Origin of the sequence: Pseudahrensia aquimaris (genome assembly GCF_042676045.1) — a bacterium.
Classification (GTDB): Bacteria; Pseudomonadota; Alphaproteobacteria; order Rhizobiales; family Rhizobiaceae; genus Pseudahrensia; species Pseudahrensia aquimaris.
In genome coordinates this window covers 72,869-92,754 of record NZ_JBHTJV010000005.1, presented here as the reverse complement: position 1 = coordinate 92,754, position 19,886 = coordinate 72,869, and the positions used below count along the sequence as shown (strand labels likewise).

At 56.1% G+C, this 19,886-nt stretch carries 21 protein-coding genes; 6 read left to right on the top strand and 15 right to left on the bottom strand.

Features of this window, described 5'->3' with window-relative positions; all coding sequences use genetic code 11:
- Positions 1-3 precede the first annotated feature (3 nt).
- The 8 genes from ACFQ14_RS07845 to paaI form a co-directional block, all read right to left on the bottom strand.
- Positions 4-1,374 carry an NAD(P)/FAD-dependent oxidoreductase gene (locus tag ACFQ14_RS07845; protein ID WP_377212173.1) on the bottom strand — a complete coding sequence of 457 codons (1,371 nt, stop codon included), beginning with the start codon at positions 1,372-1,374 and terminating at the stop codon, positions 4-6.
- An 87-nt stretch (positions 1,375-1,461) separates the two neighbouring features.
- Positions 1,462-2,337, bottom strand: a complete 876-nt coding sequence (locus ACFQ14_RS07840) for an alpha/beta hydrolase (protein WP_377212172.1) — start codon at positions 2,335-2,337, stop codon at positions 1,462-1,464.
- Between the two features lie 4 nt (positions 2,338-2,341).
- The gene (locus ACFQ14_RS07835; protein ID WP_377212171.1) at positions 2,342-3,283 is read right to left on the bottom strand and encodes a DMT family transporter; all 942 of its coding nucleotides are present in this window, start codon (positions 3,281-3,283) and stop codon (positions 2,342-2,344) included.
- A gap of 53 nt (positions 3,284-3,336) precedes the next feature.
- Positions 3,337-3,681: a hypothetical protein gene (locus ACFQ14_RS07830; protein ID WP_377212170.1), complete on the bottom strand. Its 345-nt coding sequence runs from the start codon at positions 3,679-3,681 to the stop codon at positions 3,337-3,339.
- A gap of 82 nt (positions 3,682-3,763) precedes the next feature.
- Positions 3,764-5,155: an adenylate/guanylate cyclase domain-containing protein gene (locus ACFQ14_RS07825; protein WP_377212169.1), complete on the bottom strand. Its 1,392-nt coding sequence runs from the start codon at positions 5,153-5,155 to the stop codon at positions 3,764-3,766.
- A gap of 49 nt (positions 5,156-5,204) precedes the next feature.
- Positions 5,205-5,603 carry a (R)-mandelonitrile lyase gene (locus tag ACFQ14_RS07820; RefSeq protein WP_377212168.1) on the bottom strand — a complete coding sequence of 133 codons (399 nt, stop codon included), beginning with the start codon at positions 5,601-5,603 and terminating at the stop codon, positions 5,205-5,207.
- 9 nt (positions 5,604-5,612) lie between these two features.
- Positions 5,613-6,920 carry a phenylacetate--CoA ligase PaaK gene (gene paaK, locus ACFQ14_RS07815; RefSeq protein ID WP_377212167.1) on the bottom strand — a complete coding sequence of 436 codons (1,308 nt, stop codon included), beginning with the start codon at positions 6,918-6,920 and terminating at the stop codon, positions 5,613-5,615.
- Entirely contained in the window at positions 6,913-7,368 is a 456-nt protein-coding gene (gene paaI, locus ACFQ14_RS07810; protein ID WP_377212166.1) for a hydroxyphenylacetyl-CoA thioesterase PaaI, read from the bottom strand. Before paaI ends, paaK begins: the two co-directional genes overlap by 8 nt.
- A 95-nt stretch (positions 7,369-7,463) precedes the next feature.
- On the opposite strand from paaI, the gene ACFQ14_RS07805 reads away from it, so the two are divergent.
- From ACFQ14_RS07805 to ACFQ14_RS07795, 3 genes are all read left to right on the top strand, one after another.
- On the top strand, positions 7,464-8,636 hold the full coding sequence (locus ACFQ14_RS07805; RefSeq protein ID WP_377212165.1) for a CaiB/BaiF CoA transferase family protein: 1,173 nt from the start codon (positions 7,464-7,466) through the stop codon (positions 8,634-8,636).
- A gap of 76 nt (positions 8,637-8,712) precedes the next feature.
- Complete coding sequence (locus tag ACFQ14_RS07800; RefSeq protein ID WP_377212164.1) at positions 8,713-9,303, top strand: hypothetical protein; 591 nt, start codon at positions 8,713-8,715, stop codon at positions 9,301-9,303.
- Positions 9,304-9,395: 92 nt separating this feature from the next.
- Positions 9,396-10,292, top strand: coding sequence for a DMT family transporter (locus ACFQ14_RS07795; RefSeq protein ID WP_377212163.1), 897 nt, complete (start codon positions 9,396-9,398; stop codon positions 10,290-10,292).
- Here ACFQ14_RS07795 and ACFQ14_RS07790 read toward each other — a convergent pair.
- A complete protein-coding gene (locus ACFQ14_RS07790) occupies positions 10,289-10,693 on the bottom strand; it encodes a GFA family protein (protein ID WP_377212162.1) in 405 nt (134 codons plus the stop codon). The genes ACFQ14_RS07795 and ACFQ14_RS07790 overlap by 4 nt on opposite strands.
- 19 nt (positions 10,694-10,712) lie before the next feature.
- The gene (locus ACFQ14_RS07785) at positions 10,713-11,633 is read right to left on the bottom strand and encodes an alpha/beta fold hydrolase (RefSeq protein ID WP_377212161.1); all 921 of its coding nucleotides are present in this window, start codon (positions 11,631-11,633) and stop codon (positions 10,713-10,715) included.
- A 124-nt stretch (positions 11,634-11,757) separates the two neighbouring features.
- On the opposite strand from ACFQ14_RS07785, the gene ettA reads away from it, so the two are divergent.
- Positions 11,758-13,410 (top strand): energy-dependent translational throttle protein EttA, encoded by a 1,653-nt coding sequence (ettA, locus tag ACFQ14_RS07780; protein ID WP_377212160.1) that lies wholly within the window; start codon positions 11,758-11,760, stop codon positions 13,408-13,410.
- A gap of 5 nt (positions 13,411-13,415) precedes the next feature.
- On the opposite strand, the gene ACFQ14_RS07775 is transcribed toward ettA, so the two are convergent.
- Entirely contained in the window at positions 13,416-14,177 is a 762-nt protein-coding gene (locus ACFQ14_RS07775; protein ID WP_377212159.1) for a response regulator transcription factor, read from the bottom strand.
- A gap of 349 nt (positions 14,178-14,526) precedes the next feature.
- Positions 14,527-15,669: a PQQ-dependent sugar dehydrogenase gene (locus tag ACFQ14_RS07770; protein ID WP_377212158.1), complete on the bottom strand. Its 1,143-nt coding sequence runs from the start codon at positions 15,667-15,669 to the stop codon at positions 14,527-14,529.
- Between the two features lie 169 nt (positions 15,670-15,838).
- On the opposite strand from ACFQ14_RS07770, the gene ACFQ14_RS07765 reads away from it, so the two are divergent.
- Positions 15,839-16,450 carry an MOSC domain-containing protein gene (locus tag ACFQ14_RS07765; RefSeq protein ID WP_377212157.1) on the top strand — a complete coding sequence of 204 codons (612 nt, stop codon included), beginning with the start codon at positions 15,839-15,841 and terminating at the stop codon, positions 16,448-16,450.
- Between the two features lie 21 nt (positions 16,451-16,471).
- Here ACFQ14_RS07765 and ACFQ14_RS07760 read toward each other — a convergent pair whose 3' ends face one another.
- The gene (locus ACFQ14_RS07760) at positions 16,472-16,786 is read right to left on the bottom strand and encodes a DUF2293 domain-containing protein (RefSeq protein WP_377212156.1); all 315 of its coding nucleotides are present in this window, start codon (positions 16,784-16,786) and stop codon (positions 16,472-16,474) included.
- An 81-nt stretch (positions 16,787-16,867) separates the two neighbouring features.
- On the opposite strand from ACFQ14_RS07760, the gene ACFQ14_RS07755 reads away from it, so the two are divergent.
- Positions 16,868-17,869: a metalloregulator ArsR/SmtB family transcription factor gene (locus ACFQ14_RS07755; RefSeq protein WP_377212155.1), complete on the top strand. Its 1,002-nt coding sequence runs from the start codon at positions 16,868-16,870 to the stop codon at positions 17,867-17,869.
- Here ACFQ14_RS07755 and ACFQ14_RS07750 read toward each other — a convergent pair.
- Both ACFQ14_RS07750 and ACFQ14_RS07745 read right to left on the bottom strand, forming a co-directional pair.
- A complete protein-coding gene (locus tag ACFQ14_RS07750; RefSeq protein WP_377212154.1) occupies positions 17,866-19,110 on the bottom strand; it encodes an amidase in 1,245 nt (414 codons plus the stop codon). The genes ACFQ14_RS07755 and ACFQ14_RS07750 overlap by 4 nt on opposite strands.
- Complete coding sequence (locus ACFQ14_RS07745; protein ID WP_377212153.1) at positions 19,107-19,847, bottom strand: hypothetical protein; 741 nt, start codon at positions 19,845-19,847, stop codon at positions 19,107-19,109. Before ACFQ14_RS07745 ends, ACFQ14_RS07750 begins: the two co-directional genes overlap by 4 nt.
- Positions 19,848-19,886: the final 39 nt, after the last annotated feature.

The following is a 19,886-nucleotide window of genomic DNA, read 5'->3' as shown; positions in this document are numbered from 1 at the left end:
GGACTATTCGGCTGCGATTGCCGCCGCCTGCCAGCTTGCGGCCTGCGCGTCGCCGAGTGTTATTCTGTAGCTTTCGTTTGCGACATTCCAAGGGCGGCGCACCTGGCCCAATTGCTCCGCGACCGCGAGGCCGGATTGCAGGCCGTCTTCGTGGAAGCCAGCGCCGAAATGAGCGCCGCAATACCATGTGTTGCGGTTGCCTTGCAGCGACCAGAGTTTCGACTGGGCAGCGAGGGCTGAAGTGTCAAAAATGGGATGCGTGTAGTTGAAAGAGGCGGCAGCGTTTTCGATTGCGGCGTCTGCCGGAGGATTGAGCGTGACGAAAATATCCTCGTCGGTCGCCAAGTTCTGCAAGGAATTCATCCAGTATGTCAGGCACAGATCATCCTGCGTGGCACGGTGGTTGGCCTGAAGCGGTGAAGTTCCCCAATCGATGTAGTTCCAAGACGCCCAAGCCAGCTTGCGTTTGGGCATGTAGCGCGGGTCGCGGTGTAGGACGGCATGGTTTTTGGAATAGCTGAACGCACCCAGCAGTTCGGCTTCTTCCGCATCTGGCTGGTCTAGCATTGCGAGCGCCTGATCTGCGTGCGAAGCGATTACAACGTGGTCAAAGCGTTTCGGCATTCCGTCTCGTCCGAACAGGGTCACGCCGTCGGTGTCACGCACAATACGGGTGACCGGATGGTTGATGACGGTTTCGAAATTGCCCGTTTCAATCAAGCGCTCGACGTAGACCTTTGAGCCGCCCAGAACCGAGCGCCATTTAGGGCGTTGGTTGAGCTGGATGAGGCCGTGGTTTTGAAAGAAGCGCAGGAACGCTCGGGCGGGATAGGCCATCATATCGCCGGTCGAGCTGGACCAGATTGCCGCCGCCATCGGGATAAGATGGCGGTGGCGGAATTCGTCGCCGTAATTGTGACGTTCAAGCCATGCGCCGATTGTCTCGTCTTCGCCAATCGCCTCAATATTCAGCCCTGCTTCGCGGAAAAAGCGCACAATATCGCGCATCATGCGCCAATGGCTCGGGCGCAGCATGTTGAGCGGCTGCGCGCCGAGGCCAAGCCATGTGCCGCCGGAATATTCGTATGAGCCACCGCCCATTGAGGCTGAAAAACTCATCGACGTATCGTGAGAGCGTACGCCGAGGTGATCGAACAACGCAATCAGATTGGGGTACGTGGCCTCGTTGTAGCAGATGAAGCCGGTATCAACGTCAACGCGCTTGCCATCGACATCTATCGTTACGGTGTTGGAATGACCGCCGATGCGTTCGTCCGCTTCGAACAGGGTGACCTGGTGTTTTTTGCTCAACAGCCAAGCGGCTGACAGGCCCGAAATTCCTGAGCCAACTACTGCAATATTCAATCGTGTCATGAAGACTTTTCTTCGCGCTATAGAGCCGTTCGTTTGAGACATATACGGCTCAAAGTCAAAGCCGGTTTGGTAACCTGTGCGGATTTGTCATTTGGCTGACAACATCCAATTGATCTCGCGCCGCCAGTCTACCATTCGGATGGGCGTGCCGTGCTTTCCGGTCTCGAACATCACGAAACGGGCGGGATAGCCGGGGTTTATGCTTTTTATCCTGCGGAAGAAGTCTAGCTGCGTGCGCGGTTGGAAAACGGTATCGAGCGAACCGTGTCCAAAGTACAACGGGATTTCCTTGCCGCGCTCGCGCACGACCAGGCTGTCGAGGAAGTCGTTGCTCCAATGGGAACCAAGCAGGAACATGCCGTCGATCTTGTTTGAGGTCGCAGGGCTGTTTGCTAACCTCCAGCACACGCCGCCGCCCATCGAGCCGCAGGCAACGATGAGGAATGTCTTGGGCGACCGTCTGCGGTATTCGTTGATGAGGCTTGCGATATCGGCTGTGCCGCGTTTCTTGAAATCCGTGTAGTCGGGTGTGACGAGCACACCGTCATTGTCGCGCATCAGAACTTGCAGGCGGTTGAAATTACCGCCGAACGTGCGGTCGTTCACGCCCTGGCGGCGGTTTCCGCCTTTGCCGTAGAGGTAAATGACGGTGACGCGAGCGTTTCTGCGCTTTCCGATTGTGAAGTATTTTTGCGTGCCGTTGGGTGAATCATATGACCGAACCCGGCGAGAGAAGCTGAGACCCGGTGTGATGTATTGGTCCTTTACCCTTCGCAGCGGCACACTATCGCGGTCGTAGATGTCGCGCTGTTTGTCGTAAGCAACGCGCAGAAAATCGCCACCATCACTCGTCTCCAGCACAGGGGGATAGGCAAAGAGTTTGTCTTTGTACGGTTTCAATTCAAAGGCGAAGACAGCTTGTGAAGCGATCAGAGTGATGGCAAAGGCGATGAATAAGCGCATTGTTTTAATGAGATTTCGTTTCGACGGAACTGGGTGTGATTGGTGCACGCGCAGCCTTGGCTTCGCGGTGTGAAATGAACGTTGCGGCGCCAACAATGACCATGCCGCCCAGGATGACGAACGGATCAACCGCTTCGTTGAAGACCACAATGCCCAAGGTTGATGCCCAGACAAGCTGAAGAAATGTCACGGGTTGAGTCACCGATACCGGGGCCGCTTGCAGGGCGCGTGTCATGCAATAGTGTCCGATTGTTGCGCAAATCGCGGTTATAAACAGCCAAATCAACTCGTGTTGGCTTGGTGGCTGCCAGTCAATCAACGCCAGCGGGAACAGAAACAGTGTGCAAAAGACCGTGAGCATGGCGACGATGGTTTGGCTATCTGTTTTGCCGGTAAAGCTCTTGGTCATCAGATAGGACGTGGCGAACAGTGGGCCTGCCGCAAGCTGCGCAAACTGGCCGATGGAGATTTCCTGAAAGCCGGGACGCAAAATGATGAGCGCGCCCGTTAGCCCCATCAAGACACCGAACAATCGACGGGCACGCAGCTTTTCACCAAGGAAAACGGCAGCACCGATGGTCACGAAAATCGGCGTCACGTAGCCGATGGCAGTCACTTCCGCTATTGGAATGCGGGCCATTGCGAAAAACCATAGTGTCACGCCGAATGTGTGGACGAATCCACGAAACGCGAATTTTGCGAACAGGTCTTTCGGCATTCTATCGCGGAAAATGCGAATAAGCGCCGGCAGAACCAGAAAAATGCCAAACGCATAACGAATAAAGGCGGATTGCGCTGCTGGCAGTTCGGAGCCGAGATAACGAATGATGCCTGTGACCGCGACGAATGAAAGGGTTGAGCCGATCATCCACAAAATGCCTTGCACCGTGCCGCTGCTGCCGCGAAGGCGCGCGATAAGAGAGGTTGATGCGGTATCCAAAGACATTGCACCATCCTTGCCGTGAATGGAGGCAGGCGTCTAGGGTGCGGTTTGGCTGTTTAGCTGCAAATTTTCGCGCTGGTGCGGTCTAAGGCCAATCGTTGCGGAAAGGGCGTGAACGCTTGGTCGTCTTTTTTCGGCCCTTCAAGCTGTGAGGAGAGGCATCCTCGCTTCTGATCGCGCCAAAACGGATTGTTCTGCGCCATCACACACTTAGCCATATAGGAACGCCCGCTGACGGTGATGCAGATGATTTCACCAAGCTCGCGGCGCTGGCCATAGCGGTCTGTGCAATAACACTCAATCACCCGCCCATCCGGCGCTTTGACGTCGGCAAAGGCTTTGCTTGGCGTGCAAAACACAATGATGGCAGAAGCCGCGGCGATTTTCCGAAATACTCCCATAACCACAAAATACCAGAATTCATTGGGGTTGAAAACTGGTAAGATTTTGCGTTGTTGAAACACTGCTCGCGATGTTCTGCGTTCAATTACCCAGCCAGAGATCAATCGGGGTTTCCCGTCCGCGCAGTTCAACCCCTTTTTGTCTCTCGAGGTCTTTTTGAAGCGTTTGAGCATCCTCAATCTGCTGCATGAGATCATGGCTCACTGCCATAGAGCAACCGAGCGCGCGGGTAGCTGCTTCGATCCGTGCAGCGACGTTCACGGTGTCGCCGATAACTGCAAATTCAAGCCGCCGTTCTGGCCCGATATCACCAAGAATGACTGGGCCGTAATGCACGCCAACGCTAACTTTCAAGGGTGATTGGCCGGCGGCCTCGCGTGCTTCGCTGAAAGACTTTGAGAGTACGATGATCTGTCGGGCGGCCTTCAAGGCGTTCTCCGCGTCTTTCTCGCCGGTTTTCGGCGTGCCGAAAGTAGCCATGACGCCATCGCCTAGATATTTGTCTAGCGTCCCGCCATTGTCGAAGATCGCCCGTTCCACCAGTTGATGATAGCTTCGCAAGAGGTTCATAACCTCTGTGGGTGCTGCTGTCTCAGCGAACTTCGTGAAACCCACAATGTCGGCAAACAACACGGCAACCTGTTGGCTGCGCACCGCGCCGATGTCGTGGTCGGTGGAGGCAAGGGTATCGACCATACTAGATGGGAAATAGCGCGAGAGGTTTGCGCGTTCGCCCGCTATGATGCCTTGGCGAATGAGCAAGCGGTTCGAGCGGAACCCCTTCGCAGCAAGAATGCCCGCGACGATTGTAAAAACCACGACCTCCTGAATACGCATCGGCCAGCGCACTGAATTTGGATCAAGTTCAGACGCGACGATGGGGAAATTCGGTAGTGCGGCGTTGATGGCCTCTGTCATTTCCGGTCTGCGGTAGCCGAAGAATGCTACCAACGCTGTCGCACCCAGCCAAAGGACAGCGGTGAAGGTGCCGATGGTCCAGACGGTTCTCCAAGAATAGGCAAGGGTGCCGGTCGCCAGAATGATCAGGAAATATTGGAATGTATCGAAGTTGAATGCGTAAGGCAGCGGGAAAGGTTCGGCTCGCCACGGGTTGGGAAGCGTGAAAATTGCAGTAAGCAAGACAAGATCCAGTACGATCAAGGCCAGTTCGGCGTTCGATTGCCCGACCCGAGCGTAGCGCAATTGCAACCAGCCGAGGGCGATGAAGAACAGGATCGCGACCAAATAGATGATGACGCTTGGATGCGGGTTGAGCAGCGGCAGGACGACGAAAATAATTCCGAGTGCAATCGTACGGGCGCGGGTTGCGAGGCGCTGGCCTTCCAGTTTGTCTTCCGCGAGTGCTTCTGCCAGATGCGGATTTACGTCTGCTAGAGCTTTCTCCTCCAGCCGCATCCGGCGGAACATGTTTGCATAAGAGCGCAAGAAGGGAGGCGGGTCCAACAAGGCCATCGGGCTTTCCTTTCGCAGACGCCCTTGGCTTAAGTGTCAGAGCGCGGCTTCAGGCGGCAGGATAGTCTTTGTCGTCGACATGTTCCATCCAGTCGACGTTGGAACCATCAAGCGCTTCCTGGATCGCTATATGCGTCATGCCTGTGGTGGGTGCCGCGCCATGCCAATGCTTTTCGCCCGGTTCAAACCACACCACATCGCCGGGGCGAATTTTCTGCGGTTCTTCGCCCAGTTTGCACACAAGCCCCATCCCTGCTGTGACGATGAGCGTCTGGCCAAGTGGGTGGGTGTGCCATGCGGTGCGGGCGCCGGGCTCGAAGGTGACGGATAGAGCCCGCACGCGGGATGGCTCGTCGGCCATGATGAGCGGATCAACGCGGACGGAGCCGGTAAAGGTTTCTTCAGGACCAGGGCGGGAGGGGCGGGAGCCTACGGGCATGATTTTCATTTCAGTCTCCTAGAGATTTCGTTTGTCCACGACGCGGCGCGCCTTGCCTTGGCTGCGCTCCACGCCGCCAGTTTCTGCGACTTTGACGTGGGCGGTGACGCCTATGACGCCTTTAACGTATTCAGCAAGCGCCTTGGCGTTAGCTGATTTCGCATCTTCCGCTTCGTGGCCTTTGGCAGCTTCAGTCATGATGGTCATCACGTCCATGCGACCTTCTCGCGTGAGTTCCACCTGGTAGTGCGGAGCAAGGCCCGGCACCTTCATCAACTGTTCTTCGATCTGGGTGGGGAAGACGTTGACGCCGCGCACGATCATCATGTCGTCTGAGCGGCCCGTGACCTTTTCCATGCGGCGCATGGAGCGCGCCGTTCCGGGCAGGAGGCGGGTGAGGTCGCGGGTGCGGTAGCGGATGATGGGAAAGGCTTGTTTGGTCAGCGACGTGAACACCAGTTCGCCCATCTCGCCATCGGGGAGGACTTCGCCAGTTTCCGGGTCGATGATTTCGGGGTAAAAGTGGTCTTCCCAGATGTGCAGACCGTCTTTTGTCTCCACACATTCGTTGGCAACGCCCGGCCCCATGACTTCCGACAGGCCGTAGATGTCGACAGCGTGCATATCGAAGGCTTCCTCGATTTCGCCTCTCATCGCATTTGTCCACGGCTCCGCACCAAAAATGCCGACCTTGAGCGGCGATTTGCGCGGGTCGAGGCCTTGGGCGCGGTATTCGTCCAGCACGGAGAGCATGTAGGAAGGCGTGATCATGATGATTGACGCGCCGAAATCCTCGATCAGCGTAACCTGGCGTTCGGTCATGCCGCCGGAGACGGGAATGGTGGTGCAGCCCAGTTTCTCGGCCCCGTAATGGGCGCCCAGACCGCCTGTGAACAGGCCGTAGCCATAGGAAACATGACACACATCGCCCGGACGCCCGCCGGATGCGCGGATGGAGCGGGCCATGACGGTTGCCCATGTTTCAATGTCGTCTTTTGTGTAGCCCACAACGGTCGGCTTGCCTGTCGTGCCTGATGATGCATGAACGCGGACCACCTGCTCGCGTGGCACGGCGAACATGCCGAAAGGGTAGTTGTCGCGCAGGTCGGTTTTGACGGTGAAGGGAAATTTGGCGAGGTCGGAAAGCGACTTCAGGTCGGACGGATGAACGCCCTTCTCATCAAAAGCGCGATTGTAATGCGGCACGTTTTCGTAAGCGTGGGCGAGCGACCACTTCATCCGCGCCAATTGCAGAGACTGGATTTCATCGCGCGAGGCGATTTCGATAGGGTCTAAGGCGGATTTGTCAGGTGTTAGATCAAGCATCGGGTGTCTCTGGGTCTGGAAGATGCTGGCCCTTCACCGTGCGTGAATGGCCGCGAAATTCGGCGATGGTTTCGCTCTTTTGATTGGTGACCGTCACATCGTAGATGCCGGAACGGCCAGCGAAGTGGCGCTCTTGGGCAGTTGCGGTCATGACGTCGCCCTCAAAGCCGGGTGCGAGGAAGGTAACGGCGCAGTGCTGGGCCACCGTGAATTGATTGCGACCATTGCAGGCGAAGGCAAAGGCGCTGTCAGCCAGTGTGAAGATGAAGCCGCCATGGGCGATTTTCTGGCCGTTGGTCATGTCGGCGCGGATGGGCATGGATAGGCGAGCGTAGCCGAGGCGCACCTCTTCAATTGCCATGCCAAGACCTTTGGAAGCGCTATCATTGGCCCACATGGACTCGGCACAGGCGCGGGCCAATTTGTCGGCGTCGTGCTCTTTGGTCATTGCCAGAAACTCCCCTCCTCAAGGCTGCTGCACCTTGCACCGCCAAGCGGGGAAGTTCAATTATGGGAAAATACCCTTCCCAACAGGAATCGACCATGAGTGGACCGCTGACCGGCCAAAAAGTTCTCGATCTTTCGCGCATTCTGGCAGGACCAACGATGACGCAGCATTTGGCTGATCTCGGGGCCGAGGTCGTCAAGATTGAACGACCGGGACGCGGTGACGACACCCGCACATGGGGGCCACCTTGGGTGAAGGATATGAATGGCAACGATACGCGCGAGAGTGGATATTATATGTCGGCCAATCGCGGCAAGCATTCTGTTGCCGTGGATATTGCCACGCCAGAAGGCGCGGCGACCGTTGCGCGGTTGGCCGAGAGAGCCGACATTCTGGTGGAGAATTTCAAGGTTGGTGGGCTTGCGAAATACGGGTTGGACTACGCGACCTTGTCGAAGGCCAATCCGGGCTTGATTTATCTATCCATCACAGGCTTCGGACAAACGGGACCAGATGCAGCGCAACCAGGATATGACTATCTGATTCAAGCGCGGTCAGGCTTGATGAGCATAACGGGGCAGCCGGAGACTGGCCCAACGCGGGTGGGCGTGGCGACTTCGGATCTTCAATCTGGGTTGATGGGAACGATCGGCGTGTTGGCCGCTTTGCATCACCGCGAGAGGACGGGCGAGGGGCAGCACATCGATTTGGCGCTGCTGGATGTTCAGGTGAGCGGCTTGGTCAATCAAGGATACAACTATTTGTTGACGGGAAATGTGCCGGGGCTGACAGGCGACTATCACCCCAACCTCGCGCCTTATCAGCCGTTTCCTTCAAGTGATGGTTCATTCATCATTGCGGTTGGCAACGACACCCAGTTTGTGAGTCTTTGCAATGTGTTGGGCATAGAAGGTGTGGCGAAGGATGAACGGTTTTCCACCATGCCTGCACGCAACCAAAACCGTGAGGCGATGGTGGAATTCTTGAGCGCGGAGACGGTGAAACAGCCTTCCGCCCATTGGCTGGAAGCACTGCCCGCCAACAACGTGCCAGCATGCCCGATCAACACGATGGATCAGACTTTTGCTGACCCTCAGGTGCAAGCGCGGGGGATGGCGATTGAGCTGGATCATCCGGTGGCGGGCAAGGTTCCGGGCATTGCGAACCCGCTGAAATTTTCGAAGACGCAGGTGGAATACAAGAAGGCTCCGCCGATGTTGGGGGAAGATACTGACGCTGTTTTGGAGCGGTGGTTGGGGGAAGGCTAGACGGGCTATGAGATTCGTCACTTGACCCGTCGCATGGGGCTGCTTCAGCCTAAATGAATGAATGAAGGAGCTTGTGATGAAAGCAGTGACAAGGACCATATGTTTTGGTGTTGGCCTCATGGCGTTCGCCACACCAGCGTCCGCCGATCAAGCCAAGTGCGAATCTGATGCTCGGGCGGCGATGACGGAGGTGTTTCACCCCGTTGCTATGCGCCAAAACGTTCAGATGGTGATGGGCAACAACACGACCCGAAACACGGTGATTTCGACGCCGGACAAACGCGGCCTGACGATGAACGAGCAGGGGGTGCCGGTGAGCCTGTTCAACGATGGGAAATTCTACACCACGTCCGACGGCGGTAAGAACTGGAAGCTGATGAGCGAAAGCACCCCGGAACAGCAGCGGGCTTATCTCGATGGATTGGCGAAGCAAGCTCTGGAGGCCACCAATATCGAATGCGCCTATGGTGTTGATTTGGATGGCAAGACGGTGGACCGCTTTTCGATGGATTATGCACTCTACCCCTCGGGCATGAAGATGAAGGGCACGTATTGGCGTGATGCTCAAAACGGTTTCCCTTGGCGGATCGAAACCGTGAGCCCGCACAATACGATCATTCAGGACAATGAGCCTGCGCCCAATGCGGTGGTTGAGGTGCCGGACTAAGGTGGAAATTTTCCCCGGTTGATGATTTGCGGCTTCAGGCGTAGGCAGGGGAAAGCGGTGCACCATCACGGTTGTCCGGTGCGGAGCCTAATTTGCCTCAATCTGAAAACTCAAATGCGCGCGGCATTGTGCTGATGGTTTTGTCGATGGCGTGTTTCGCCTTGGCCGATACGCTGGTGAAGATGAACTCGCAGATCATTTCTGCGGCACAGGTGCTGTTTTTCTTAACAGCAGGCGGGTTGGTTACCTTTCTCGCGATGGCCATCATTCAGGGTGACAGCATGCGCAATGTAAGCGCGCTGAAGCCTATCATGATTGCACGATACGCGTCAGAAATCGTCGGCACGGTGGCTATGGTGTCAGCGCTCTCGCTGGTGGATTTGTCCATCGTGGGCGCGATAACGCAAGCAACGCCGATTTTGGTGGCCATGGGCGCGGTCTTGTTTTTGGGAGAGAAGGTGAGTTGGCGGCGCTGGACGTCGATTGGCTTGGGGTTTTTGGGCGTTGTATTGGTTATCCAGCCCGGTTCCGAAGGGTTTGACCCCGCCGTCTTGTGGGCGGTGCTCGCTATGTTGGCTTTGTCGTTTCGCGATCTTTCCACCCGCATGACGCCAGCCGATCTGCCGTCGTCCTGTCTGGCAACCTATACGATGATCGCCACGATCCCGTTTGCGACCGGCTGGGTGTTATGGCGCGGCGAAAGCTTGTTTCCTGCAAACGCTGATTGGCTGTCGATCCTGTTTATGATCGCGCTCGGGTCCGCCGGATATCTGCTTCTGATAGCTTCCATCCGCATGGCGGAAGTGTCAGTTGTGACGCCGTTCCGCTACAGCCGCATCATCTTCCTGCTGCTGCTGGGCGTGTTCGTGTTCGGTGAAAATCCGAGCACGACAGTGTTCTTGGGCGCTGCTCTGATCATCGGTTCTGGCACGTATATGGTCTTGCGTGAACGGCAGTTGAAGAAGCGGGCGGCGAGAACTGCAGCCTAACTCGGTCGTTTGTCGAAGGTGGGGATGCCTTCGGCTATCGTGTGAAAGTCGGGCATATCGCAGGTGAAGATCGCGACTTTCGGGCCGCCATATTCGCTCGGATCGTCCATCGTGCCAACTTTGACCACGATCATTTTGCCACCGGGCAGACGGGTCGTGATGTGGGTTCCGCAGGTTTTGCAGAAGTCACGGGTGCGCGGGTTTTCGATATCTGATCGTGTGAATTGGGAAGGTTCGCCCTTGGTGTATTCAAAGCCTGCTGTGGGCATGATGAGGAAATAGTTTGGGCCGCCGCCAGAGATGTATTGGCATTCGCGGCAATGGCACTGGCCTTTCATTACGGGCTCGCCTTCAGCTTTGTAGGTGAGTTCGCCGCAGTAGCATTTTCCGGTGAAGTTCATGGGATTTCCTTTCGGGGTGTCAGGCGAAGCGTTTGTCGAGCCAAGCAATAAAATCTGCTGTCGTCTCGTCTCGGTTCAATTCGTTCAGACTTTCGTGCCTTGTGTCCTTGAGCAAGGTGAACGTCACATCGTTCAATCCTGCTCGACTCATCCGCGTTTCAATGTTGCGCACGGCTTCGCCTTTGAGTGAGCAGGGGTCTTGATCCCCTGCGAGCAGATGGACGGGCAGGGTGTTTGGCAGATTGGCGAGGTTTTGGTTGTCGGCGGCGAAATAAATCGCGTCCAGCAATTCCAGCCACAAGCCGATTGTGACGGGGAAACCGCAGAGTGGATCGGCGATGTATTTGTCGACCTCGATCTCGTCGCGCGACAGCCAGTCGAAGTCTGTGCGGTTGGGGACGAAGGCTTTGTTCCACGCCTGAAAGGTGAGTTTTTGGGCCATTTGGCTGGGCACATCGGATCCTTTGAAGAACCGTTCGGTTTTGAGGATTGCCTTGAAGACAGCGCCAAGGGCGCCTGTCTCAACGCCTGAATTCCACAGGGCCAACCCGTCAATCGTGGTGGGGTGCCGCAGCGCGTTGTTGAAGGCGATGATCGACCCCATTGAGTGACCGAAAGAGATTAGTTTCAGCCCGGGCCATGTTTCCCGCGCGTGGGCTTGGACAACTTGGACCTCTTCAATAACGGTCGCAAACCCGCCCGGTCCATAGTGGCCCTGGGGTGTGTCCGGCGCAAAGCTGTTGCCGTGGCCGCGATGGTCGTGGGCGATTGCCGCATAGCCCGCTGCCGACAACGCCTCGGCGAACTGTTCGTAGCGGTCGGCATGTTCGGCCATGCCATGGTTGATGTGGACAATAGCGCGAGGTGAAGCGGGCGCTAAGCTGTAGATTTGCACTTGCGCGTCATCGGAGCGGGGCAGGGTGTGGGACTTCCAGCTCATATTGCTTCTGCTTTCTCTCGCCATCTTGTTTTCACACTGCCCAGCCGTTACATGGCTGGCAACACATTCAATCCCGTTCGCGCAGACTTTTTGTCCGCCGCTCACAATCGCGGAGACGATCCCCATGGCACGTCAATTTATCTATCACATGCAGGGCCTGACCAAGACCTATACCGGCGGCAAGAAGGTGCTTGATAATGTGCATCTGTCTTTTTACCCTGATGCCAAAATCGGCGTGCTTGGGCCGAACGGCGCTGGTAAATCCACGCTTCTGAAAATTATGGCCGGTATCGACACCGAATGGCAGGGTGAAGCGTGGGCTGCTGACGGCTGCAAAATTGGTTATTTGGAGCAAGAGCCGCATCTCGATCCCGCAAAGACTGTGCGCGAAAATGTGATGGAAGGCGTGAAAGAGAAGACCGCGATCATCGACCGCTATAACGAGTTGATGATGAACTATTCCGACGAGACGGCGGAGGAGGGCGCTAAACTTCAGGACCAGATTGACGCAGAAGGCCTGTGGGATCTGGACGCGAAAATTGACATGGCAATGGACGCGCTGCGTTGCCCGCCTGGTGATGCGGATGTTGAGCCGCTATCCGGTGGTGAGCGCCGCCGTGTTGCGCTCTGCCGCCTGCTGCTGTCCGAGCCGGACCTGCTGCTGCTCGACGAACCGACCAACCACCTCGATGCCGAAACCGTGTCATGGCTCGAGAAGCACCTGCGTGACTTCAAGGGTGCCGTAATGATCGTGACCCACGACCGTTACTTCCTCGACAACGTGACCGGCTGGATTCTCGAACTCGACCGCGGGCAGGGCATCCCTTACGAGGGCAATTATTCCGCTTATCTGGAAAAGAAGAAAAAGCGGATGATCCAGGAGGGCCGCGAGCAGGATTCGCGTATGCGCCAATTGCAGCGTGAACAGGAGTGGATGGGGCAAAGCCCGAAGGCCCGCCAGGCGAAGTCCAAGGCACGCATCAACAAATATCAGGAATTGGTGGAAGCTGCCGACCAGCGCAAACCCACCGACACGCAGATCGTCATCCCGATTGCCGAGCGTCTTGGCCAAGTGGTCATTGAGGCGGACAATATCTCGAAAGGCTTCGGTGACCGCCAGTTGATCGAAAACCTTTCATTCAAACTGCCTGCTGGTGGCATTGTCGGCATTATTGGCCCCAACGGTGCCGGTAAATCGACCTTGTTCCGTATGATCACCGAACAAGAAAAGCCGGACAGCGGGACGATCCGCATCGGTGACACAGTGAAGCTGGGTTATGTTGACCAGAGCCGTGACAGCCTGAATGCAGATGCCACCGTTTGGGAAGAAATATCCGAAGGCGCCGAAGTCATTAAACTCGGCAAGCACGAGGTGAATTCCCGCGCTTATGTTGGTTCGTTCAACTTTCGTAAGGGTGACCAGCAGCAGAAGGTCGGCACGCTTTCAGGCGGTCAGCGCAACCGTGTTCATCTTGCAAAAATGCTCAAGAGTGGCGCGAACGTCCTGCTTCTCGATGAGCCGACCAACGACCTCGACACCGAAACTTTGAGTGCGCTCGAAGACGCGCTGGAAGAATTCGGCGGCTGCGCCGTTATCATCTCGCACGACCGCATGTTCCTCGACCGTCTGGCTACACACATGCTGGCGTTTGAGGGTGATAGTCATGTTGAGTGGTTTGAGGGCAACTTCGAAGATTATGAGAAGGATAAGGTGGCTCGATTGGGCGACAACGCGCTGACCCCAAAGCGGATTCACTTCAAGCCTTTGGGGCGCTAGAGCGTCTAGATCTTCAGGATTCCGTTGGTTAATGCGATGGCAAGGGCCTGCTCGCGGGTCTGAGCTTTTAGCTTCAGGCGGATGTTCTGAAAATGAAAACGAACGGTGGGCAATGAAATGCCCATCTTCTCTGCGATCCGGTCGTTGCGACAGCCTTCGCTGAGATGTTTGAGCGCTTCCAACTCCCGCGTGCTTAAAGTGGCGCCGAGGCCACGTATGGGATAAGTCGTCACCCCATACATTTCGTCGATGCCTTGCAGTGGCGCGTTTAAAATGGCGTTGTTTGCCAAAGCGCAGGCGACCTTAAACTCCCCGTGGCGTTCGCCAATTGAAGTCAAAAGTTCCTGTTCCTGGATATTGCTCCAGAGGTTAAACCCGCTCGCGATCCCATTTTCTTTCGATGTGTCTGGAAAATGGGAGGTGCATAGGCCCATATCCCACAATTCACCCAACATCTTGAAGGTCTGCTCGCCCGCTTCTGGAAATACTTCGTGGCGGCGGTCAAATGAGTAGTTGATGGTTCTCTCAGCCTTAACCAGCTTTCCAAACCAAGGATCGGCGTCCATATATTCTTGCGAAAAATAATGCTCGATCCACTCGTCGTGAAAATTTGCCATCAACCCGGTGGGCGCCTGACTTTCAGTATTGATCCCCGCCCAGACAACAATTGGAAACCCCATTTTTTCAAAATATGTTGTTATGGGAGTCCAAGGATCTCGGGGCGTATTGGCTATCCCCGAAAGTAGGTCAATAAAATCGTTGTTCATCCAGTATTCTCCCGTCGCCAAACAGAAGTTTGTCAGAAAAACGTGCTGTTGAGAACGGCTAATGTATGGGGACGGGCTATGGGGTGTTTCCTCCTGTTCAAATAGACAGCTAGGCGCTGGACCATCTTCCTGTCTTCATAGCGATGCTGGCTGTAACAAGCCTGAGGGAATATTGGAGGGTTATGGCGATCGATTGGTCCCTGCGAAAAATCAGCGGGTTTGATCTCCAGACCGTTCTAGCCTTCCATAAAGAATGACCGTCAACGACCCCGCTCGGTCATAGAAAAGCCCTGCAATGCCTAGCGGCAAAGCAGGGCTTTTCGCGTTTGTGACCAGCTGTTTCAGCGGTTTATCCGGCGGGCATCAGCTTAACCAATCTGCCGTTGTCCTCCAGCACCCAGACATTGCCTTGCGGGCCTTGCTCTACTTCGCGGATGCGTTCGCCCCACTCAAACCGTTCGGCCTCGCTGGCGCTGGTGCCGTTGATATCCACATGAACGAGTGCCTGGCCCCGCAGGCCGCCGATGAGCGCATCGCCTTTCCACCCGGGCAGTGTGTCGCCGGAATAAATGATGAGGCCTGATGGGGCGATGGATCGGCTCCACCACGCCTCAGGTGCGTTGAATTCCGGGCGCGTGTCGTGGTCCGGGATCGAGCGGCCTGAATAATGATCGCCGTTAGAAACTTCCGGCCAGCCGTAATTTGAGCCCCTTTCGATGAGGTTAAGTTCATCGCCGTGGCGGGGGCCCATTTCATGGCTCCACAAGGTGCCATCTGGCGCGAAGGTGAGCCCCAGCATGTTGCGGTGGCCTATTGACCAGAATGTTTTGGCCAATTCGCCCTGCGAGCCATCGGCCCATGGGTTGTCGTCAGGCACAGAGCCGTCGAGGTTGAGGCGGATGAGTTTGCCCAACGCCGAGCGCATGTCTTGCGCCGGCGTTAGCTTTTGGCGGTCGCCGGAAGAGATGAACATTTTGCCCTCGTGGGGGGAGCCTTTCGGGCCAAACGCGATGCGGTGACTGTAATGACCTCGGCCAGTGACCTTCGGCGTCTGCTGCCACACCCGTTTGATATCAGATAACTTGCCGCCGCCCTTGGTGTTTAATTCCAGTTTGGCCATATCGACTTCCGCGCCGCTGGATGCTCCGCGTCCGCCTGCATAGCTGATATAGATCATCTGGTTGGTGGCGAAATCGGGATGCAGAACAATGTCGCCAAACCCGCCTTGGCCACCATAGGCCACCTTTGGCACGCCCATGACTTCAAATTTCTTACCGTCTGGGGTGACGTGGAAAAGCTCGCCGGTCTTTTCCGTGACCAGCATCGTGCCATCGGGCAAAAACGTCATGGCCCAAGGCTCGCTGAAATCCGCAACTGCTTGCGCGGTAATCTTTGTGCCTTTTGTGCCGGTGATAGTGAATGTCTCCGCGCTGGCGGGAACGGCAGTGAGAGACAAGGCAAGTGCCGCAAAAGCGGTGGTGGCTTTCAACATGGTGGGGCGCATAAGATTCCTCGTGAGGGGTGTGATGATCGAGTCAGAATTGGTTCCGCATATCTTTGGTTTCAATGCGGCGAACACGCACATTTGCTTTCTCTTGTTGGCAGTATGATGCAGGAATAACACGATAAAGATCAGGTTTCAGAAATTGACGGAGACGAATGTGCAAGATCCATTTGCAAGCAAGCGTGAGGAGTTTGACGTTCACAGTGCGCAGAAAATCAAGGGCACCGTCGCAGGGCTTTTCAAGGCGCAGGGTAAGGATTTCATCACTGCAGCCGTCGACGAATTGCCCCTGACTTTTGAAGGAATCCCGGGCGACTTTCATGCGGGTGCAACGCGTAAGTCCGGCGGGCGAGAGCCTTGGTATCCGCGTGGCACACTTATTCGAAACGAACGGCAATTGTCGCTGTTGGCCCCCGATGAGTTGCGCACCATCGCGCGGCGTTTGGACGTGCCGGAAGTTCGCCCGGAATGGATTGGCGGCAATTTGCTGCTTGATGGAATCGACTGTTTCACCATGCTGCCGCCGCGCACGCTCTTGTTTTTTGAAGGTGGGGTGACAATCAAGATTGACGGCGACAACGGCCCGTGTCGCTTGTCTGGCCGTTCAATCTCTCAGCAGTTTGAAGGCCGCCAAGATATCGAGAATAATTTCTCTCGCGTCGCCCAACAATTGCGCGGCCTTGTTGCATGGGTTGAAAAGCCCGGCACCATTAAAATGGGCGAGGGCTTCGAGGCCCGGATTCCACCGCAATGGATATACCGGGCTTAACAATTGATCTGGCTGGAGACTCTAGAGTTCCTCGTCATCCTCATCAAACGCAAGCCTGCGGGGGCTTCCCCAGTCTTCCAGCACATCGTTGATGTCCTCCAGTATGAAGTGCCGTGCTGATTCGTGGTCGTAGCCCTCGTCGCGCATGCGATCGTATTCCGTGTGGCGGTGGCGGATATGGGCAACGGTGGCCAGCCAAGCGGCAGCGCGGATATCGAGATTGACCATGTGGCGTGCGCGCATTGCCTCGTAGACAGGCTCGAAATCTGCCATAGGAGCGAGTGGAATGAGCGTGCGTAAGGCTTCACGTTGGGCTTGTTGTTTGCGGGTCGCCATAGATTTTTGCGGTTGCGCCTTTTCTCGATTTGGTTGCCGCGCCGCGCTCGTGTATCACGGATATATGGGTTCGGCGAAGGGTTGAAAGCTGATATTGCGATGCGGGAAAATCACCAAAGCGGTGGTGTCACCAGAGCGGGTGAGGCGGGACTCTCCGACACGGTTGCCTGGATGCGGGCAGCTGGTGAGGCAACGCGAATGCGTTTGCTGGCGCTTCTGGAGCGTGCGGAATTGACGGTCAGCGAGTTGGTGGAAATTCTCGACCAAAGCCAGCCAAGGCTTTCGCGGCACTTGAAACTGCTGGTCGAGGCGGGTCTTGCCGTGCGTTATCAAGAGGGGGCTTGGGCCTATTTTCGCACAGCTAACCGTGGTCCTGCGCGGGCGTTTCTTGATGTCGCTTTGAGCGGAATTGGTGATGACGATCCCGATTTGGCCACCGACATCGCAAAGCTGAATGCTGTGCGCGAACGACGGGCACAACGGGCCGCAACCTATTTTGCTAGCAATGCGGAAGACTGGAACAAGATCCGGTCGTTGCACGTGCCGGAGGGGGCCGTTGAGAGCGACATGCTGGAGATGGGGCTGCGCCATAAGCCGCAATCCATCCTTGATTTGGGTACAGGCACCGGGCGTATTTTGGAACTTTTTGCGCCGTATGTTGCACGGGGTGTGGGTGTGGATGCCAGCCAGGACATGCTGGCAATTGCGCGAACGGCGCTGGCCGTATCCGAGTTTTCGCACCTACAGGTGCGCCATGGCGATGTTTATAAATTGGAAGCTGAGGATGCTTTCGACTTGGTGGTCGTGCATCAGGTTTTGCACTTCCTTGAGGATGCCGAGACTGCCTTGCAGCGTGCTGCTGACCACCTTGCGCCGGATGGTCGGCTGTTGGTGGTAGACTTCGCGCCGCACACTCTTGAGTTTCTGCGCGACGAGCACGCGCATCGTCGACTTGGAATCTCGTTTGAACAGATGAGCTCCTGGCTGCTGTCTGCCGGACTGGTGGGCGAAGACATGAAGACGCTGGACGCGGAAGGCGATGGAGCTTTGACTGTTGTTCTGTGGCTGGCGCGGAAGCTCTAGACGCGCTTTTCCAACCAGTGAGCGGCCTGCAGCGCTTTTTGGTCTTGTCCGAATGGTGCTATGACTTGAACGCCGAGCGGCATTGCGTTCGCGTCGAATGTCCCCGGAACGTTAACGCAGGGCATGCCGAGCAATGTCCAAGGGCGGTTGAAGACGGAATTTCCCGTTGAGGCCAAGCCTTCGGGGGCTGCGCCCGGTGCGGATGGTGCGATGAGAATATCGCAACTCTCAAACAATGCATGAGACGCTTTGCGTGCACGGTTGGCCGTGCGGCGGGCATTGTCGTAGGCGTCCGATGTGACCAAGGCTGCTTTTGCAAGATGATCGCTCAGCATGGGGCTTAACAGGTTTGCGTGATTCTGCCGTTCAAAGCCAAGGGCGCGATAGGCTTCATAGTCTTGGATCGTAGAATGCGCCGCGTCGCAGGCTTCAAATTCTTCAGATGCTGTGATTTCGACAACACTCGCTCCTGCCGCTTGCGCCGCATTTATCATTTGTTCAATTGCGGACTGCATAGCGTCGCTCTGCAGATGGTCTGCTTTTTGTCTGAAAACCCCGATGCGCGGCGCTGAGATGTCGGCTTCGCGAACTTGCAGATTGCGGCCCGAACAGGCGCTGGCAACAAAAGCGTTGTCGGCCGCACTAGCGGCGAAGAAGCCCGCCGTGTCGAGCAACCATGAGAAGCATTTCATGCCGACTGTCGGGAACAATCGAAAACTGGGTTTGTAGCCGCTCACGCCACAAAAAGCTGCCGGTCGCACGACAGATCCACCCGTTTGACTGCCGATAGCGGCGGGGAAAAAGCCTGCTGCAACACCCGCCGCCGAACCGGAAGACGAGCCGCCGGGCGTGTGATTGGTGTTGTGTGGATTGCGCGTGGGGCCGGGATGGAAGAAGGCGAATTCCGTTGTAACCGTTTTTCCAGCAATCGTCGCACCGGCTTCCCGCAGCATGGCAACCAGCGATGAGTCTGCCCGTGGGTGATGGTCTGTGTAGATTGGTGAGTTGTGCCCAGTCGGCATGTCAAATGTGTCGTAGATATCTTTCACGCCAATGCTGATGCCCCGCAGGGGTCCATTATGCGCGGCCGCTTTCGGCACGGACGAGGCGAACACTTGCAGTGTTTCCTCGAGTGCTTTGATGCGTTCGTTTTGATGCTCAAAAACGTCTTGAGGTGAGAGCGTTCCAGCCTCCAGATCGCGGGCGATTGAGAGGGCTGACAAGGGAGCGAATGGTTTCATGCTTGGCTTAGTGCCTGTTCCGACTTGCGCGCGCGGCGCACCAGAAACAACGTGTAGCCTAGAAGATACCAGACGATAAAGGTTTCTTGAAATTCCCCACCCCGAAGAGCTTGCATGTCTGTGAACCCAAAGAAATTCGTCAAATCTTTGTAAAACCAGGATAGGAAAACAAGAACCGCCAAAGGCACCAATGCGATCGGGGTGTAAGTGAAATCCATGAAGCGAGGGGCTAGTTCTGGTCTGTTTATGAGCACCCAAGGCATAAAAATACCGGTGATGATGATGCCGATGATCAAGATCAAACGCGGCTTCTGGTCGAGCCAGGACGATATGTTGTGAAGGTTGGTTTCCTGTTGGTCGTTGACCTCCTGCCAAAAACCATCGGCTTCCCAACCGAAATGATGGAAGCCCCAACTGGTCTCTTCCCCTGCCAGATATATAGCGCCCAATGTAAGGGCCGCACACCACGCAACGCGCAAAGGCTCTGCCCGTGTGGAGCGAAGGGTGAGCATATAGATGCCCAAAACGGCGATGATGGCCGGAAATAGCGCGTGTTGGATTTCAACCAAACCCGTTGTTTCGTTCATCAGATGTTGCGAGACGAATTGCGGGTTCACTGCTGTGACAGCTATCAGCACGACGGCTGTGAGATAAGGCAGCCACACCCACCAGAAGCGGGAGGCATTTTCGGATTCGGCTCTGTAGACAGCAGGCGGATGTGTCAGTTGCTCAATCATGTGCGGCTGTGTTCAGGCTCAGAAGTCGATCAGAGAAGC

Coding starts and splice junctions, on each gene's coding strand:
- ACFQ14_RS07845 (WP_377212173.1), bottom strand. CDS start 1,374: ATGACACGATTGAATATTGCAGTAGTTGGCTCAGGAATTTCGGGCCTG.
- ACFQ14_RS07840 (WP_377212172.1), bottom strand. CDS start 2,337: ATGCGCTTATTCATCGCCTTTGCCATCACTCTGATCGCTTCACAAGCT.
- ACFQ14_RS07835 (WP_377212171.1), bottom strand. CDS start 3,283: ATGTCTTTGGATACCGCATCAACCTCTCTTATCGCGCGCCTTCGCGGC.
- ACFQ14_RS07830 (WP_377212170.1), bottom strand. CDS start 3,681: ATGGGAGTATTTCGGAAAATCGCCGCGGCTTCTGCCATCATTGTGTTT.
- ACFQ14_RS07825 (WP_377212169.1), bottom strand. CDS start 5,155: ATGGCCTTGTTGGACCCGCCTCCCTTCTTGCGCTCTTATGCAAACATG.
- ACFQ14_RS07820 (WP_377212168.1), bottom strand. CDS start 5,603: ATGAAAATCATGCCCGTAGGCTCCCGCCCCTCCCGCCCTGGTCCTGAA.
- paaK (WP_377212167.1), bottom strand. CDS start 6,920: ATGCTTGATCTAACACCTGACAAATCCGCCTTAGACCCTATCGAAATC.
- paaI (WP_377212166.1), bottom strand. CDS start 7,368: ATGACCAAAGAGCACGACGCCGACAAATTGGCCCGCGCCTGTGCCGAG.
- ACFQ14_RS07805 (WP_377212165.1), top strand. CDS start 7,464: ATGAGTGGACCGCTGACCGGCCAAAAAGTTCTCGATCTTTCGCGCATT.
- ACFQ14_RS07800 (WP_377212164.1), top strand. CDS start 8,713: ATGAAAGCAGTGACAAGGACCATATGTTTTGGTGTTGGCCTCATGGCG.
- ACFQ14_RS07790 (WP_377212162.1), bottom strand. CDS start 10,693: ATGAACTTCACCGGAAAATGCTACTGCGGCGAACTCACCTACAAAGCT.
- ACFQ14_RS07785 (WP_377212161.1), bottom strand. CDS start 11,633: ATGAGCTGGAAGTCCCACACCCTGCCCCGCTCCGATGACGCGCAAGTG.
- ettA (WP_377212160.1), top strand. CDS start 11,758: ATGGCACGTCAATTTATCTATCACATGCAGGGCCTGACCAAGACCTAT.
- ACFQ14_RS07775 (WP_377212159.1), bottom strand. CDS start 14,177: ATGAACAACGATTTTATTGACCTACTTTCGGGGATAGCCAATACGCCC.
- ACFQ14_RS07770 (WP_377212158.1), bottom strand. CDS start 15,669: ATGTTGAAAGCCACCACCGCTTTTGCGGCACTTGCCTTGTCTCTCACT.
- ACFQ14_RS07760 (WP_377212156.1), bottom strand. CDS start 16,786: ATGGCGACCCGCAAACAACAAGCCCAACGTGAAGCCTTACGCACGCTC.
- ACFQ14_RS07750 (WP_377212154.1), bottom strand. CDS start 19,110: ATGAAACCATTCGCTCCCTTGTCAGCCCTCTCAATCGCCCGCGATCTG.
- ACFQ14_RS07745 (WP_377212153.1), bottom strand. CDS start 19,847: ATGATTGAGCAACTGACACATCCGCCTGCTGTCTACAGAGCCGAATCC.